Below are 14,945 nucleotides of genomic sequence, written 5' to 3' on the forward strand. Positions count from 1 at the left end.
CGGCTCACTCCAGTTCACGATGGAAGGTAAGCACGCCGCCGCGTCGCGCGCGGAAGTGCGCGGCAAGCTGCTCCACCAGGTACACCGAGCGGTGCCGCCCGCCGGTGCAGCCGATCGAGATGGTGACGTAGCTGCGGTCGTCCGCCTCGAAGCGCGGCAGCCAGGCTTCCAGCCAGCGCACGGTGTCGGCGAAGTACTCGCCGACCAGTGGATCGGCATCGAGGAAATCGCGCACGGGCGCATCCTTGCCCGACAGTGGTCGCAACTGCGGCTGCCAGTGCGGGTTGGGCAGGCAGCGCGCATCGAACACGAAGTCCGCATCCAGCGGCAGCCCGCGCTTGAACGCGAACGACTGGAACATCACGGTGAGGCCTTCGGTGGCGCGCGCGTAGTCGGTGGCCACCAGGCGTCGCAGCTGGTGCACGTTGAGTGCGCTCGAGTCGATCACCTTCTCGGCGATGCCCATCAGCGGGCGCAGCAGTCGCCGCTCGGCCGCGATGGCGTCGGCCAGCGACACGTTGCGCATGGCCAGCGGGTGGCGCCGGCGGGTTTCCGAGTAGCGCTTGATCAGCACCTCGTCGCGGCAGTCGAGGAAGATCAGGTGCACCTGCACGCCGGCGGCGGCCAGTTCGGAAAGCACGCTGGGCATGATCTCGATATCGTGCTCGCGGTTGCGCGCGTCCACGCCCACGGCAATGCGCGTCATGCGCTGGCCGCCACGGTCTTCCAGCACCGCGTTCACCAGGCGCGGCAGCAGGCTCGCCGGCAGGTTGTCCACGCAGTAGAACTCGAGGTCTTCCAGCGCACGCAGGGCCACCGTCTTGCCGCCACCGGACATTCCGGTGAGCACCACCAGGTGCACGGCGTTGGGTCCGGCCTGGGCGATCACTGCGGTGTCGTTAGGGTCCACACATCACCATGGGGGCAGGCGGCGCATCTGGTGCGCCTGTCGGTCGATGAAAGTCTGCGCCGGGTCGAAGCCCTTGCTCTTGAGCGCATGGTTGCGCACGGCGGCCTCGACTAGCACGCCGAGGTTGCGGCCCGGCGCCACCGGAATGGTGATCATCGGCACCTGCACTTCGAAGATCTCGCGATGGCCGATGTCGCCGGTGAGGCGGGTCAGCGCATCGGTGTCCTCGCCATCGCGCAGCGGCTTCAAGTGGATCACCAGGCGCAGGTACTTCGACGCCTTCACCGCCGTATGGCCGAACATCTCGCGCACGTTGAGCACGCCCAGGCCGCGCACTTCCAGCAGGTCCTGCAGCAGTTCGGGGCAGGTGCCGTCGATGACGTCGGGCGCGATCAGGGTGAATTCGGTGGCATCGTCGGCCACCAGCCGGTGGCCGCGGCTGATCAGTTCAAGCGCCAGCTCGCTCTTGCCCGAGCCGGACTCGCCGGTGATCAGCACGCCGATCGAGAACACCTCCAGGAACACGCCATGCAGGGTGATCCGCGGCGCCAGCATGCGCGCCAGGTGGTACTGCATCCAGGTCAGCAGCTCATGGCCGCGCTTGGCGCTGATCCACAGCGGCGTGTTGGTTTCTTCGGCCACTTCGCGCAGGTCCGAGGGCACCGCCTGGTCCTTGGTGACGATCAGTGCCACCGGCTGGTAGGCGGCGATCTTGTTGATCGCTTCCCAGCGCTGGCGCGAGTCGAGCTCGTCGAGGTACTTCAGCTCCTCGGTGCCGATGATCTGGATCTTGTTCGGGTAGATGACGTTGAGATAGCCGACCAGCGAGGGGCGGCGCGTCTGCGTCACGCCGCGTTCCAGCACGCGGCTCTCGCCGCGCATGCCGGCGGCCCAGCGCAGCGCCATGCGCTCATGCACGCCATCGAAGAGTTGTCGGGCAGTGAGCCGGTCCACGTCATCGGGTCCTTTTGCCGGGATGGCGGCCGGTGCGGCCGCCATGGGGCATGAACCTATTGTGCCAGCTTGGGCCGGGACGGCGCAGTGTGCGCCGGCCGGAAAAGCAACGGCCCGCCAGGGGCGGGCCGTTCGAGTGGAAGAGGTGTGACTCAGCCGTACAGACGATCGTCGCGGCGCGCCTCGGCCTTGTGCTTGTCGCACACTTTCTCGCGGTGCTTGCGCAGCTGGGTCACCAGCTTGTCGAACATCATGTCGATGGAGACGTACATGTCCGGCTCGAAGGCCTCGGCGTGGAGCAGGGCGCCGGAGGAGGTATGCAGCGTTCCTTCCGCCTTCTGCTGCAGCTTGTCCAGCGAGAGCACGACGGCCAGGCTGGTCAATCGGTCATCGAGGCGGGTTAGGCGGTCCAACTGTCCGGTCACGTGCTCGCGCATGGACTCGGTGATATCGACGTGCTGACCGCTGAGTTGGAATTGCATGTTGCGCCTCCTCTGGTACTGCCGCGTTCGCGGCGTGGTTCGATGCGTCGGCCGGGCCGCATGCCCGGTGCGCATCCACAGTCATTTTCGTGGTGTCCAGCACTGACGCCTTCAAGCCGCCGAGGTTCCGCGCGCAGCGCGAACCGTTCAGCCGGCGCGCTGGCGTTCGCTGGAGCTGGGTATGCGCATGGCCTCCCGGTATTTGGCGACGGTGCGGCGCGCCACCTGGATGCCCTTGCGGTGCAGTTCCTCGGCGAGCGCCTGATCGGACAACGGTTTGCGCGGGTCCTCTGCATCGACAAGCTTGCGCAGCATGGCCTGGATCGCCGTGGACGAGGCGCTGCCGCCGTCCTCCGTGGACACGCCACTGGAAAAGAAGTGCTTGAGCTCGAATGTACCGCGTGGCGTGTGGATGTATTTGCGCGTCGTCACACGGGAGATGGTCGATTCATGCATGCCCACCTCCTCGGCGACCTCGCGCAGCACCAGCGGGTGCATCGCTTCGGGGCCGTAGTCGAGAAACGCGCTCTGCCGCCGCACGATCGCCTCGGCCACCTTGAGCAGGGTCTCGGCCCGCGATTCCAGGCTCTTGATCAACCACCGCGCCTCCTGCAGCTGTCCGCGCATCCAGCTCGCGTCCTCGCCGCGGGCCTTGGCGATCAGGTTGCAATAGTGCTGGTTAAGACCGAGTCGCGGCTGGCAGTCGGCGTTCAGGCTGACCTTCCAGCGGTTGCCGTCCTTGTAGGCGTAGACGTCGGGCGCCACGTACTCCACCGGGGTGGCGTCCATGGCGGCGCCGGGGCGCGGGTCGAGGCTGCGGATCAGGGCGGCGGCCGCGACCACGTCGTTTTCGTCGGCGCGCAGCTTGCGGGCCAGCTTGGTGACATCGTTTCGGGCCAGCAGGTCCAGCTCGCCATCGACGATGCGCAGGGCCAGCTCGCGCTGCGGCGTGGCGGCCGGATCGAACTGCTCCAGTTGCACGCGCAGGCAGTCGCGCAGGTCGCGGCTGGCCACGCCCACCGGGTCAAAGGTGGTCTGCACGCGGCGGCGTACCGCTTCGAGCTCTTCCTCGCTGACCTGCAGCGTGGCCGGCAGGGCCGTCAGCAGGGCTTCGGCGTTTTCGGTGAGGTAGCCGTCCGGGTTGAGCGCGTCGATGATCACGGCGGCAATCGCGCGCTGGCGCGGGTCGAAGCCGGACAGGTTCAGCTGCCACAGCAGGTGTTCGGCCAGCGTCTCGACGACGGCGTTCTGGGGTTCGAAATCCTCGTCGCTGCGCGAGCCGCTGCCGCTGCCGGCGCTGTTGCCCATGGAGAAGTCCATCGGCTGCTCGCCCGCGCCGTCACCGTCGGCCCATTCGGGCGCGTCGCCGCTTTCGTGGTCGTCGCTGGTGGTGCTGGTCGAGCTGCTGGTGGTGCTGGCGCCGGCCTCGGACAGGTAGCTGCCCTCGGCTTCCTCGCCTTCGGCCGTCTCGGATTCCTCGGCGAATTCCAGCAGCGGATTGCCCTCGGCGATCTGGCGCAACTCGGCCTCGAGCTCCAGCTGCGAGAGCTGCAGCAAGCGGATCGCCTGCTGCAACTGGGGCGTCAGGGTCAGCTGCTGATGGAGGCGGAACTGGAGTCCGGGTTTCATACCGACCGGGGAAGGTGGATCGCAGTGCCATCCTAACCCCACCCCGCGGAGGCGAACAGCCTTGCGCACGGGGATGGGCGCCCCGATAAACGGCAGATTGCCGCGTGTCGCCGGGGCGGCTGCGGCGGACTCAGAGGCGGAACTCGCGCCCCAGGTAGACGTCCCGTACCTTTTCGTCAGCCAGGATGTGCGCCGGCGTGCCGCGCGACATCACTTCACCGTCGTTGAGGATGTAGGCGCGGTCGCAGATGCCCAGCGTTTCGCGCACGTTGTGGTCGGTGATCAACACCCCGATGCCGCGCTCCTTGAGGTGGCGCACGATGCGCTGGATCTCGCCGACCGAGATCGGATCGACGCCCGCGAACGGCTCGTCCAGCAGCATGTAGCGCGGCTGTGCGGCCAGCGCACGGGCGATCTCCACCCGGCGCCGCTCGCCGCCGGACAGGCTGATGCCCTTCTGGTCGGCGATGTGGGTGATCTTGAGTTCCTCCAGCAGGTTTTCCTGCTCGGCCGCGCGCTCCTTCGCGCCCAGTCCCTCGCGCAGTTCGAGCACCGCCATGATGTTGTCGGCCACGCTGAGACGGCGGAACACCGACGGCTCCTGCGGCAGGTAGCCGATGCCCAGCTTGGCGCGCGAATGCATCGGCAGGCCGGTGATGTCCTGGCGATCGAGCTTGATCGAGCCGGCGTCGGCCTCGATCAGGCCCACCACCATGTAGAAGCAGGTGGTCTTGCCGGCGCCGTTGGGCCCGAGCAGGCCCACCACCTCGCCCTGGCGGATGGAGAATCCGAAGTCACGCACCACCTGGCGCGAGCGGAAACGCTTCTGGAGGCCTTCGGCGGAGAGCATCGATCAGGGCTTTCCGGTGCTGGTGGCCGGGGCGGGGGCATCGGACGCCGCCGGGGCGGCGGCCTTCTTCTTCGGCTGGAACACCATGTGCACGGTGCCGGTGCCGCCGCTTTCGCCGGTCATCTGGCTGGTCGCGGTGTCATAGGTGAGCTTGTCGCCGTGCGCTTCGCCGCGACCGTGTTGCGTCACCGAGGCGTTGCCGGTGAGCACGGCGATGCCCTTGATGTTGTCGTAGTCGATCGTGGCGGCGTCGCCCAGCATCTGGTTGCCGCTGTCGTCGAGCTGTTCGATGTGCGCGGGGCTGCCGGTCAGCACCACGCGGCTGATCTGGCTTTCGGCGTCGAAGTAGACCTTGGCCAGCGCGCCGGTGGCCTTCAGCGTGCCCTGCTGGATCACCACGCTGCCCTTGAGCGTGCTGACCGTGTTGGGCTTCTGGAAGCCGTCGAAATACTTCGCGTCGACCTTCATCGGCTGGTCGCGGTCGCCCTGCTTGGCGAGGACCGGGGACAGGGCGAGCAGGCCGCAAGCGGCCAGCAGCCACCGGGCGCTAGCGCTTGCGCGGCGGGAACGTGGCATGGACGTCATCGAGCAGCTCCAGATGTTTGTCGGTGAGGTTGGCGCGCATGCCAACCCCGCTCATTGTAAGGGCGCCTTGCACCATCCGCGCCGCGGCGGCGGTTTCCATCCGGTTGTCCTTCGGCCAGATGGTCATGTCGGCGGTGTCGAGCTGGGCGGCGGCGGTATCGTCGAAGGCCTCGCGGTGCATGTGCACCGGGCCGAGCAGCTTGAGCAGGTCGCCGCCCTGGTTCACCCAGCCGTACAGCGACTCGCCGCGCCAGTCCGGCACGCCGGCCTGGTTGGAGGGCAGGTCGAACGCCGGCGAGTTGATGTACAGCGATTCGTCGCCCTCGCGTCGCTCCAGGTGCGGCGCGGTCACGTTGAAGGCCGGCAGGCCCTCGCGGTCATAACTGGACAGCCGGAAGTTGGTGAGCGTGTAGCCTGAGCGCGGCGGGCCGACGAAGTCGTGCTGGCCCGGTTCCGGCATCGCCCACCAGCGCACCAGCTGGGTCACCCCGGCCAGCAGGCCGATCACCACGATCGCGGCGGGCAGCCGGCGTTCGCGCAGCCAGGCGATCAGTCTCATTGCCAGCGGGCCCGCTCGGCATCGGCCTTGCCCTGGGCAAGCAGCAGCAGGTCACAGACCTCGCGCGCAGCCCCTTCACCACCGGCGCGGGTGGTTTGCCAATGCGCCCGCTCGGCCACCCACGGATGGGCGTTGGCCGGGGCGATGGCCAGTCCGGCGATGCCCATCGGGGCGAGGTCGGTCAGGTCGTCACCAATGAAGGCGACCTGATCGGCGGTGAGGTTCAGGGCATCGAGCAGATCGCGCAGGCAGGCGCGCTTGTCGCCCTGGCCCTGGTAGACGTGGGTGATGCCCAACTCTTCGGCGCGCAGCGACACGGTATGGCTGATCCGCGCGGTGATGATCGCCACCTGGACGCCGTAGGACTGCAGGCGCTTCAGGCCCAGGCCGTCCTGGACGTGGAACACCTTCGTCTCGCGACCGTCCTCGCCGTAGTGCAGGCGGCCGTCGGTGAGGGTGCCGTCCACGTCGAACGCGGCCAGGCGGATGGACGCCGCACGGGCGAGCAGGTCGGCGGGGAGGTTGGCGAGGTACGCGGTCACGGCAGTCGTATCGGTAGCGGAAGGGAGGGCGCGCAGCGGCGTGTCTGCCGCCTGCCGGCGTCAGACGACGCGGGCGCGCAGCAGGTCGTGGATGTTGAGCGCACCCACCACGTGCCGCTCGTGGTCGACCACGATCAGCGCGTGGATCTGGTGCTTCTCCATCAGCTGGGCCGCTTCCACGGCCAGCTTGTCGGCGGTGATGGTCTTGGGCGTGCGGCTCATCAAGCTGGCGACCGAGGCGCCGCGCAGGTCCACGCCATCGTCGTCCAGCGCCCGGCGCAGGTCGCCATCGGTAAACACGCCGAGCAGGCGGTCCTGGTCATCGACCACCGCGGTCATGCCCAGATGCTTGCGGGTCATTTCCACCAGCGCCTGGGTCAAGGTGGCCTCGGGGCCCACGCGCGGTACCTCGTCGCCGCCGTGCATCACATCGCTGATGTGCAGCAGCAGGCGCCGGCCGAGGCTGCCGGCCGGATGCGAGCGGGCGAAATCGTCGGCGGTGAAGCCGCGCGCCTCGAGCAGCGCAATGGCCAAGGCGTCGCCGATCACCAGCGCCGCCGTAGTGCTGGCGGTCGGCGCCAGGCCCAGCGGGCAGGCCTCGCTGGAAACGCTGGCGTCCAGGTGGACGTCGGCCTGGCCGGCCAGCGAGGAGCGCGGGTTGCCGGTGATCGCGATCAGCGGGATGCCCTGACGCTTGATCACCGGCAGGATGAACAGCAGCTCGTCGGTTTCGCCGGAATTGGACAGCGCCAGCACCACGTCCTGCGGCAGGATCATGCCCAGGTCGCCGTGGCTGGCCTCGCCCGGATGCACGAAGAACGCTGGGGTGCCGGTGGAAGCGAGGGTGGCGGCGATCTTGCGCCCGATGTGCCCGGACTTGCCCATGCCGCTGACCACCAGTCGCCCTCGGCAGCCCAGGATCAGCCGGCAGGCCTGCACGAAATCGCCGTTGACGCGCGGCTCCAGGGCCCGGATGGCGGCGGCTTCGGTCGCGATGACCGTGCGCGCACTGCGAGCGATGGCGTCGGGATCGACGGAGATCTCGGCAGAAGCGGCGATGCGTGCGTTCATGGGTCCTTCGGCGGCGGCGCCAGGATGCGGAGTCGGGAGGAAGTCCACGGAATAGCTTTGCAGCCGCAGGCTGAATGACGTCCCGTCATTTCTGAGCCAGCGACTTTCCATTACCATGGCCGTCTTGCAGTTTACCTTCATATGACAGCGCGTTGGACGCCGCCCGCCGGGCGACTCCGTACCGGCGACGCCTTCCTGACAGTGGATTTCCGATGGACGCAGAGCGCATCCAGGCTTTGATCGAGAGCGGCTTGCCCGGTGCAAGGGCCGACGTGAGCGGTGCCGACGGCGTGCATTTCGAGGCGGTCGTGATCGCCGAACAGTTCGCCGGTAAGCTGCCGCTGGCCCGCCACCGGCTGGTCTACGCCACCCTCGGCGACCTGATGGGCGGCGCCATCCACGCGCTGGCGCTGAAGACCCTTACCCCCGCGGAAGCCGCCGCGCGCGCCTGATCGCGCGCCGCCTGCCGCCCGCCCGAACTCTCCGAAGGACCCCCATGGCCAAGATCCTCATCAGCGGCGGGCAGCCGCTCCAGGGCGAGGTCGGCATTTCCGGCGCCAAGAACGCCGTGCTGCCGATCCTCGCCTCCTGCCTGCTGGCTGAAGAGCCGGTCACCATTTCCAACGTGCCGCACCTGCACGACGTCACCACCACGATGGAACTGCTCGGCCAGATGGGCGTGCAGCTGGTGCTGGACGACCGCATGAAGATCCACGTCGATCCGCGTCCGGCCGATCGCTACTTCGCCCCGTACGACCTGGTGAAGACGATGCGTGCGTCGATCCTGGTGCTGGGCCCGCTGGTGGCCCGCTTCGGCCAGGCCGAGGTGTCGCTGCCGGGCGGCTGCCAGATCGGCTCGCGGCCGGTGGACCAGCACATCCGCGGCCTGCAGGCGCTGGGCGCGGAGATCGTGGTGGAGAACGGCTACATCAAGGCGCGCGCCAAGCGCCTGAAGGGCGCACGCATCTCGATGGACATGGTGACCGTCACCGGCACCGAGAACATCATGATGGCGGCGGCGCTGGCTCACGGCACCACCATCATCGAGAACGCCGCGCAGGAGCCGGAGGTGGTCGATCTGGCGCTGTGCCTGAACGCCATGGGCGCGCAGATCGAAGGCGCCGGCACCGCCACCATGGTGATCCACGGCGTCGAGCGCCTGCACGGCGCCGAGTACGAGGTGCTGCCCGACCGCATCGAAACCGGCACCTTCTTGGTCGGCGCGGCGATGACCGGCGGCAAGGTGCGCGCCCGCGGCGCGCGCTCGGACACGATGGAGGCGGTGCTGTCCAAGCTCGACGAGGCGGGGGCACACATCTGCATCGGCGACGACTGGATCGAGCTGGACATGCAGGGGCGTCGGCCGAAGGCGGTGAACATCATCACCGCGCCGTACCCGGCTTTCCCGACCGACATGCAGGCCCAGTTTACCGCGCTCAACTGCGTGGCCGAGGGCGTGGGCGTGATCACCGAGACGGTGTTCGAGAACCGCTTCATGCACGCGCACGAGTTGCAGCGCCTGGGCGCGGACATCCGCCTGGAAGGCAACGCGGCGATCATCCAGGGCGTGCCCAAGATGAGCGGCGCGCCGATCATGGCCACCGACCTGCGTGCGTCGGCCTGTCTGGTGCTGGCCGGGCTGGTAGCCGAGGGCGACACCACCGTCGATCGCGTGTATCACATCGACCGCGGTTACGAGAACATCGAGGAAAAGCTCGGCGTGCTGGGTGCAAAGATCCGCCGCCTGCCGAACTGATCGCGGGCTCATAGAAAAGCCGGAGCGTGCAGCGCTCCGGCTTTCTTTGTGCCCGCAGCCGACCTTTACGGCGAGTGGAACTTCACCAGCAGCAGGGTGAGGTTGCCGCCTTCGGACTGCGCCATCTTCACCGGCAGCGGAAATTTCGCCGGCACGTACCAGGCGTCGAACGGCTTGTCGGTATCGGTGCGGCTCACCCGCTGCGCCTTGAACTCGCCAGCCGGCACCGAGACCGGTTCGGTGGCCTGCACGGCGTACTGCTGCTGTTCCACGCGCTGCTTCACGCCCACCGGCAGCACCACGCTCTTGCGGCCATCGCGCAGCGCCAGGCCCAGCGCCAGCGGCAGGGTATTGCGATCGACCATGCCCGGTGCGCTGGCGTAGTGGATCGGGCCCTTGCCGTCGTCCACCGTGACCTGACCGGCCGACCAGTCCACCTGCAGATGGCGATGCTTCTGCTTGATCGCCGCGTCCATGGCGTAGTCGTAGGTCAGCGTTTCGGGCGCGTCGTCGTGCCAGCGGAAGCGCGTGGTTTCATCGGAGCTCGCGCCCAGCAGGGCGGCCAGCCCCGCCGTGCCGCGGGTCTGGTTGCGGTAGGCGTAGCCGCCGTCGGTGGCGCTCAGGGTGATGGTCGCCTCGCCGATCGTCTGGCCATCGCGCTGCACCTGGTAGGTGGCAGTGAACGGCGCCGGTGCGCTGGCGGCGTCGGCGGCCGAGAGCAGGCCAAGGAAGAGCGCACCGGCGAGCAGGGCGCGCGCGGGGCGGTTGAAGCGGATGCGGATGGGGGTGGTCATGCCGGCCGAGTCTACCGGCTGCGCCTGAACCGGCCGTTTCGGCGCGGGCCGAGCTTGCGTTCAGCGATCCAGCGCGCCGTCGCGCCACTGCAGCGGGGTCGCCAGCGGTGCGCCGTCCAGCAGCACCTGCCCGTCGCGCAGTGCCAGTCGACCCTGCGCGATGTGCGACACCACTGCCGGCAGCAGCCGGTGCTCGTAACCCAGCAGGCGGGCCGCCAGCGTCTGCTCGTCGTCCTGCGGGGCGATGGCCAGGCGGGCCTGTGCAATCACCGGGCCGCCATCGAGTTCGGCGGTCACGTAGTGCACGCTGGCGCCGTGTTCGGTGTCGCCGGCGGCCAGCGCGCGGCGATGGGTATGCAGGCCGCGGTACTTGGGCAGCAGCGAGGGGTGGATGTTGATCATCCGGCCCACCCACGGCGCCAGCGCGGCGCCGTCGATGATCCGCATGAAGCCGGCCAGCACCAGCAGTTCGGCGCCTGATTCCTGGATGCGCTCGAACAGGGCGTGGTCGAACGAGACGCGGTCGGGAAAACGGCGCGGGTCCAGCACGGCGGTGGGGATGCCGGCCTCACGCGCCAGCGTCAGCGCGCCGGCGTCGGCCTTGTCGCTGCCCACCAGCACGAATTCCACCGGCAACTCACCGCGACTGCGGGCTTGCAGCAGGGCGGCGAGATTGCTGCCGCGGCCGGAGGCGAGCACGGCGACGCGCAACGGAGTAGTCGTCATCTTGAGGGGGCCGGCCAGGAGGCGAGGGCGTCAGCCGATGTGCACGCGCTCGTCGCCGTGCGCGGCCACCACTTCGCCGATCACCCGGGTCGCCAGCCCGTGCTGTTCCAGCAGCGCCGCGGCGGCACTGACCGCCGAGGGCGGCAGGATCACGGTGAAGCCGATACCGCAGTTGAAGGTGCGCCACATTTCCTCGCGCGCCACGTTGCCCTCGCGCATCAGCCAGTCGAACACCGGCGGCAGCACGATCGAGGAGGCCTCGAGCGCCAGGCCCAGCCCGTCCGGCACCACGCGGATGATGTTTTCCTTCAGGCCGCCGCCGGTGATGTGTGCCATGCCGTGGATCTGCCCGGCGTGCTCGCGCAGCAGGGCCAGCATGGGTTTGACGTAGATCGTGGTGGGCGCCATCAGGGCGTCGGCCAGCTTGACGCCGTCAAGATCCAGGTCGAGCGGATTGCCCGCGCGCTGGAGGATCTTGCGGATCAGCGAATAGCCGTTGGAGTGCGGGCCGGAGGCCGCCACGCCGAGCACCAGATCGCCGGCCACGATGGTCTCGCCGCTCATCAGGTCGGCCTTTTCCACGGCACCCACGGTGAAGCCGGCCAGGTCGTACTCGCCCGGCGGGTACATGTCGGGCATCTCGGCGGTTTCACCGCCGATCAGCGCGCAGCCGGCCAGCTCGCAGCCCTTGGCGATGCCGCCGACCACGGCGACCGTGGTGTCCACGTCCAGCTTGCCGGTGGCGAAGTAGTCGAGGAAGAACAGCGGTTCGGCGCCTTGTACCAGCACGTCGTTGACGCACATGCCGACCAGGTCGATACCGATGGTGTCGTGGCGGCCCAGCATCTGCGCCAGCTTGAGCTTGGTGCCCACGCCGTCGGTGCCCGAGACCAACACCGGTTCCTTGTAGCGCGTGCCGAGGTTGAACAGGCCGCCGAAGCCGCCCAGCCCGCCCATCACCTCCGGTCGGAAGGTGCGCTTGACCAGCGGCTTGATGCGTTCGACCACGGCGTTGCCGGCATCGATATCCACGCCGGCGGCGCGGTAGGTGAGGGCGTCGGACATGGCAGGAACCCGCGTCGATAAACGCCTAATGATAGACGCTGGGGGCCGGATTGGGCAGACTTCCGGGACGCTTTCAAGGATGTCGCCCCCCGCCCATGCGCCTGTTTCGCCTGCTGTCGATCCTGTTCGTGTTCAGCCTGGCCGGGCTGCCGTCCCTTCACGCACAGGGCGCGCCGACGCCCGATTCGCCCTACACGGTGACCCTGCCGGTCACCGACACCGGCGAGGCGCAGCGTGATGCCACCTTCGCCAACGCGCTGGGCCAGGTGCTGGCCCGCGTCGCCGGTGGCCAGGATCTGCGCGGCAAGCCCGGCTACGACGACGCGATCAAGGGTGCCACCGGGCTGGTGAGCAACTACCAGTACCAGCGCGCTGGCGACGGTATCGCCCTGCAGGTCACCTTCGACCGCGGCGCCGTGAACCATCTGATCGGCCAGCTCGGCGCGCCCGCCGCCGGGGTGAAGCCGCCCGTGCTGCTGCTGGTGCAGGGCACCGATGGCAGCCTGCTCGGCGGCGACTCGCTGGATGCATTGGCCAAATCTGCAGCTGTGCAGGGTTACGGTGTGGTCTATCCCGATCCCACCCAGCCGCCCTCGCTCGACCGGGTGGCAGCGGTGGATCCGGCGGCGATGGCCGACCTCACCGCCCGCTACAAGACCGGCCTGGTGCTGATCGGCCGCCTGCACCCGGGCAGCGTCGACTGGACCCTGGTCTCCGGCGGCGTCGCACAGAACTGGAACGACAGTGGCGCCACCGAGGACGCGATGTTCGCGGCCGCCGGCGGGGCCATGGCCGCGCGCGTGGGCAAGCAGCTCAACGTGATCGGTGCCGGCAGCAGCCAGGGCACGCTGTGGGTCGAGGGCGTGCGCTCGGCCATGGACTACGCCCAGTTGCTCAACGTGCTGCGCAACGATCCGGCGGTGCGCAAGGTGAGCACGGTCGGCGCGAAGGACGACGGCGTGCTGCTGCAGGTCACCTCGGCACTGCCGTTGAACGCACTGGCCTCGAACCTGGCCGCTGGCGGCCGCCTGCTGCAGGCACCGGCGCCCCATCCCGGTGCGGACGCCAGCCTGCGTTGGCTGCACTGAATGCGTTCGCTGCCGCTGGCTGAGCGCGCAACCGGAGCGCCGCGATGAACGTCCAGGATTCCCGCCGCTGGCAACTGCTGGCCATCGTGGTGGTCATCGGTTACTTCACCTATCTGCTCGCCCCGGTGCTGATGCCGTTCGTGCTGGCCGGCATGCTCGCCTACCTGGGCGATCCGCTGGCCGACCGGCTGGAGAAGCTCGGCCTGGGTCGCACCCTGGCGGTCACCATCGTCTTCGTGGTGATCCTGTTGCTCACCGTGGGCGCGCTGCTGCTGCTGATTCCGCTGATCTCGCGCCAGGTCGACAACCTCATCCAGAACCTGCCCAGCTACGGCGCGTGGATCCGCGACACGGCCGTGCCCTGGGTGCAGGCCAAGCTGCGGCTGGACCCGCACACCTTCGACACCGGCCGCGTCATGGATGCGGTGAAGGAGCACATCGGTTCCATCGGTAGCGTGATCGGCAAGCTGTCGCGCTCGGGCGTGGGCGTGCTGATGTGGATGACCAACCTGGTGCTGATTCCGGTGGTCGCCTTCTACCTGCTGCGCGACTGGGACCGCCTGGTGGCGTGGATCGACGCCATGCTGCCGCGCTCGATCGAGCCGACCGTGGCGCACCTGGCGCGTGAGTCGGACAAGGTGCTCGGCGCCTTCGTGCGCGGCCAGCTGCTGGTGATGCTGGCGCTGGGGATCTTCTACGGCGCCGGTCTCGCCCTCGTCGGGCTGTCGGTGGGGCCGCTGATCGGCATGATTGCCGGCCTGCTTAGCTTCGTCCCCTACCTGGGTTTCATCATCGGCTTCGGCGCCGCGGTGATCGCGGTGCTGGTGCAGTACGGCGACTGGACTCACCTGCTGCTGGTGTGCGGCGTGTTCGTCATCGGTCAGCTGCTGGAAGGCTACGTGCTGGTGCCCAAGCTGGTCGGCGACAAGATTGGCCTGCACCCGGTGGCGGTGATCTTCGCGGTGCTGGCCGGCGGCTACCTGTTCGGCTTCCTCGGCGTGCTACTGGCGCTGCCGGCCGCCTCGGTGATCCTGGTGCTGCTGCGCTACCTCACCGAGCGTTACCGCATGAGCGGGCTGTACACCGACACCGGGCCGGATGACCCGGTCATCGCCGAGGTCGACGTAACGGTGTCGATCGACGACGGCGCGGCTCCCGCCGATACGTCTGCGCCGCCCGGCCGCTCCGACGGATCGCCGCCCCCCGCGTCATGACTGCCCAGTTGCCGCTTGCCCTGCGCTGGCCGCGTCGCCAGCGCTTCGAGCACTTCCACGCCGGCGCGCACAACGCGGCGGCACTGGCGGCGGTGCAGGCGCTGGCCGGCGAGCCGGGCGCGCCGTGGGTGTACCTGCATGGACCGGCCGGGAGCGGCCGCAGCCACCTGCTGCTCGCTGCGGCGCAGGCGGCCAGCGCCGCCGGTCGGCGCGTGCAGTACCTGCCGCTGGCGACCCTGGCCGATCGTGCGGCGGCGTTGCGCGGTGTCGCCGGCAGCGAGTGGCTGGCGCTGGACGACCTGGGCGCGCTGGCCGGTGAGCGCGATGCCGAACACGCGCTGTTCGACCTGTACAACCGTACCCGCGCCGACGGCGGCGCGATGCTGTTCGCGGCCGCGGCGATTCCTTCGGAGCTGGGCCTGGGCCTGCCGGACCTGCGCTCGCGCCTGGGCGCCTGCACCCAGTTCACGCTCAAGCCGCTGGACGATGCCGAACGCCGCCAGGTGCTCAAGGCGCAGGCGGCGGTGCGTGGCATCGAACTGGACGAGCCCGTGCTGGACTGGCTGTTCGCCCGCTACGCCCGCGACCTCGGCGCACTGCTGGACCTGCTCGATCGCCTCGATCAGGCCTCGCTTGCCGCCCAGCGACGCATCACCGTGCCGTTCCTGCGCGGTTTTCTGCGTGAGCGCGGCGATCGCTGAAGTCTTTCGGCCAGGGAGG

At 68.9% G+C, this 14,945-nt stretch carries 17 protein-coding genes; 5 read left to right on the forward strand and 12 right to left on the reverse strand.

Going from position 1 to position 14,945, the window contains the following annotated elements:
• Positions 1 to 4 precede the first annotated feature (4 nt).
• From rapZ to ACQVBX_RS00875, 9 genes are all read right to left on the reverse strand, one after another.
• Positions 5 to 910, reverse strand: a complete 906-nt coding sequence (gene rapZ / locus ACQVBX_RS00835) for an RNase adapter RapZ (protein ID WP_431636006.1) — start codon at positions 908 to 910, stop codon at positions 5 to 7.
• 3 nt (positions 911 to 913) lie between these two features.
• A complete protein-coding gene (gene hprK / locus ACQVBX_RS00840; protein ID WP_431636007.1) occupies positions 914 to 1,864 on the reverse strand; it encodes an HPr(Ser) kinase/phosphatase in 951 nt (316 codons plus the stop codon).
• Between the two features lie 152 nt (positions 1,865 to 2,016).
• On the reverse strand, positions 2,017 to 2,346 hold the full coding sequence (gene hpf / locus ACQVBX_RS00845; protein ID WP_431636008.1) for a ribosome hibernation-promoting factor, HPF/YfiA family: 330 nt from the start codon (positions 2,344 to 2,346) through the stop codon (positions 2,017 to 2,019).
• Between the two features lie 147 nt (positions 2,347 to 2,493).
• Positions 2,494 to 3,975: an RNA polymerase factor sigma-54 gene (locus ACQVBX_RS00850; RefSeq protein ID WP_431636009.1), complete on the reverse strand. Its 1,482-nt coding sequence runs from the start codon at positions 3,973 to 3,975 to the stop codon at positions 2,494 to 2,496.
• A 130-nt stretch (positions 3,976 to 4,105) separates the two neighbouring features.
• Complete coding sequence (gene lptB / locus ACQVBX_RS00855) at positions 4,106 to 4,825, reverse strand: LPS export ABC transporter ATP-binding protein (RefSeq protein WP_431636010.1); 720 nt, start codon at positions 4,823 to 4,825, stop codon at positions 4,106 to 4,108.
• Positions 4,826 to 4,828: 3 nt separating this feature from the next.
• Positions 4,829 to 5,410 (reverse strand): lipopolysaccharide transport periplasmic protein LptA, encoded by a 582-nt coding sequence (gene lptA, locus ACQVBX_RS00860; RefSeq protein ID WP_431636011.1) that lies wholly within the window; start codon positions 5,408 to 5,410, stop codon positions 4,829 to 4,831.
• Positions 5,373 to 5,969, reverse strand: a complete 597-nt coding sequence (gene lptC / locus ACQVBX_RS00865) for an LPS export ABC transporter periplasmic protein LptC (protein ID WP_431636012.1) — start codon at positions 5,967 to 5,969, stop codon at positions 5,373 to 5,375. Before lptC ends, lptA begins: the two co-directional genes overlap by 38 nt.
• Complete coding sequence (locus ACQVBX_RS00870; protein WP_431636013.1) at positions 5,966 to 6,511, reverse strand: KdsC family phosphatase; 546 nt, start codon at positions 6,509 to 6,511, stop codon at positions 5,966 to 5,968. The genes lptC and ACQVBX_RS00870 overlap by 4 nt, the downstream gene beginning before the upstream one ends.
• Before the next feature lie 60 nt (positions 6,512 to 6,571).
• Entirely contained in the window at positions 6,572 to 7,582 is a 1,011-nt protein-coding gene (locus tag ACQVBX_RS00875; protein ID WP_431636014.1) for a KpsF/GutQ family sugar-phosphate isomerase, read from the reverse strand.
• A gap of 212 nt (positions 7,583 to 7,794) precedes the next feature.
• Here ACQVBX_RS00875 and ACQVBX_RS00880 point away from each other — a divergent pair, with 212 nt between their 5' ends.
• Positions 7,795 to 8,034: a BolA family protein gene (locus ACQVBX_RS00880; protein WP_431636015.1), complete on the forward strand. Its 240-nt coding sequence runs from the start codon at positions 7,795 to 7,797 to the stop codon at positions 8,032 to 8,034.
• Positions 8,035 to 8,078: 44 nt separating this feature from the next.
• On the forward strand, positions 8,079 to 9,338 hold the full coding sequence (murA, locus tag ACQVBX_RS00885) for a UDP-N-acetylglucosamine 1-carboxyvinyltransferase (protein ID WP_431636016.1): 1,260 nt from the start codon (positions 8,079 to 8,081) through the stop codon (positions 9,336 to 9,338).
• A 65-nt stretch (positions 9,339 to 9,403) separates the two neighbouring features.
• On the opposite strand, the gene ACQVBX_RS00890 is transcribed toward murA, so the two are convergent.
• The 3 genes from ACQVBX_RS00890 to purM are packed head-to-tail and all read right to left on the reverse strand — an operon-like array spanning position 9,404 to position 11,923.
• The gene (locus ACQVBX_RS00890) at positions 9,404 to 10,132 is read right to left on the reverse strand and encodes a DUF3108 domain-containing protein (RefSeq protein WP_431636017.1); all 729 of its coding nucleotides are present in this window, start codon (positions 10,130 to 10,132) and stop codon (positions 9,404 to 9,406) included.
• A 60-nt stretch (positions 10,133 to 10,192) separates the two neighbouring features.
• Positions 10,193 to 10,858 (reverse strand): phosphoribosylglycinamide formyltransferase, encoded by a 666-nt coding sequence (gene purN / locus ACQVBX_RS00895; RefSeq protein WP_431636018.1) that lies wholly within the window; start codon positions 10,856 to 10,858, stop codon positions 10,193 to 10,195.
• Between the two features lie 30 nt (positions 10,859 to 10,888).
• Positions 10,889 to 11,923, reverse strand: a complete 1,035-nt coding sequence (purM, locus tag ACQVBX_RS00900; protein ID WP_431636019.1) for a phosphoribosylformylglycinamidine cyclo-ligase — start codon at positions 11,921 to 11,923, stop codon at positions 10,889 to 10,891.
• Positions 11,924 to 12,018: 95 nt separating this feature from the next.
• Between purM and ACQVBX_RS00905 the strand changes: the two genes are divergently transcribed.
• From ACQVBX_RS00905 to hda, 3 genes are read left to right on the forward strand one after another with little or no spacing between them, the layout of a single operon-like run.
• A complete protein-coding gene (locus ACQVBX_RS00905; protein ID WP_431636020.1) occupies positions 12,019 to 13,011 on the forward strand; it encodes a DUF2066 domain-containing protein in 993 nt (330 codons plus the stop codon).
• Positions 13,012 to 13,055: 44 nt separating this feature from the next.
• Entirely contained in the window at positions 13,056 to 14,225 is a 1,170-nt protein-coding gene (locus tag ACQVBX_RS00910) for an AI-2E family transporter (RefSeq protein WP_431636021.1), read from the forward strand.
• Positions 14,222 to 14,926, forward strand: coding sequence for a DnaA regulatory inactivator Hda (gene hda, locus ACQVBX_RS00915; RefSeq protein WP_431636022.1), 705 nt, complete (start codon positions 14,222 to 14,224; stop codon positions 14,924 to 14,926). The genes ACQVBX_RS00910 and hda overlap by 4 nt, the downstream gene beginning before the upstream one ends.
• The last annotated feature ends 19 nt before the right edge of the window (positions 14,927 to 14,945 follow it).

This window comes from Dyella thailandensis (assembly GCF_050749815.1).
In the GTDB taxonomy this organism is placed as follows: domain Bacteria; phylum Pseudomonadota; class Gammaproteobacteria; order Xanthomonadales; family Rhodanobacteraceae; genus Dyella_A.

Excerpts from the sequence above, each read along its gene's own strand:
- ACQVBX_RS00910 (WP_431636021.1), top strand. The coding sequence starts at position 13,056 with ATGAACGTCCAGGATTCCCGCCGCTGGCAACTGCTGGCCATCGTGGTG.
- ACQVBX_RS00890 (WP_431636017.1), bottom strand. The coding sequence starts at position 10,132 with ATGACCACCCCCATCCGCATCCGCTTCAACCGCCCCGCGCGCGCCCTG.
- lptA (WP_431636011.1), bottom strand. The coding sequence starts at position 5,410 with ATGACGTCCATGCCACGTTCCCGCCGCGCAAGCGCTAGCGCCCGGTGG.
- ACQVBX_RS00850 (WP_431636009.1), bottom strand. The coding sequence starts at position 3,975 with ATGAAACCCGGACTCCAGTTCCGCCTCCATCAGCAGCTGACCCTGACG.
- purM (WP_431636019.1), bottom strand. The coding sequence starts at position 11,923 with ATGTCCGACGCCCTCACCTACCGCGCCGCCGGCGTGGATATCGATGCC.
- hpf (WP_431636008.1), bottom strand. The coding sequence starts at position 2,346 with ATGCAATTCCAACTCAGCGGTCAGCACGTCGATATCACCGAGTCCATG.
- purN (WP_431636018.1), bottom strand. The coding sequence starts at position 10,858 with ATGACGACTACTCCGTTGCGCGTCGCCGTGCTCGCCTCCGGCCGCGGC.
- ACQVBX_RS00880 (WP_431636015.1), top strand. The coding sequence starts at position 7,795 with ATGGACGCAGAGCGCATCCAGGCTTTGATCGAGAGCGGCTTGCCCGGT.
- lptB (WP_431636010.1), bottom strand. The coding sequence starts at position 4,825 with ATGCTCTCCGCCGAAGGCCTCCAGAAGCGTTTCCGCTCGCGCCAGGTG.
- ACQVBX_RS00905 (WP_431636020.1), top strand. The coding sequence starts at position 12,019 with ATGCGCCTGTTTCGCCTGCTGTCGATCCTGTTCGTGTTCAGCCTGGCC.
- murA (WP_431636016.1), top strand. The coding sequence starts at position 8,079 with ATGGCCAAGATCCTCATCAGCGGCGGGCAGCCGCTCCAGGGCGAGGTC.
- ACQVBX_RS00875 (WP_431636014.1), bottom strand. The coding sequence starts at position 7,582 with ATGAACGCACGCATCGCCGCTTCTGCCGAGATCTCCGTCGATCCCGAC.
- lptC (WP_431636012.1), bottom strand. The coding sequence starts at position 5,969 with ATGAGACTGATCGCCTGGCTGCGCGAACGCCGGCTGCCCGCCGCGATC.
- hda (WP_431636022.1), top strand. The coding sequence starts at position 14,222 with ATGACTGCCCAGTTGCCGCTTGCCCTGCGCTGGCCGCGTCGCCAGCGC.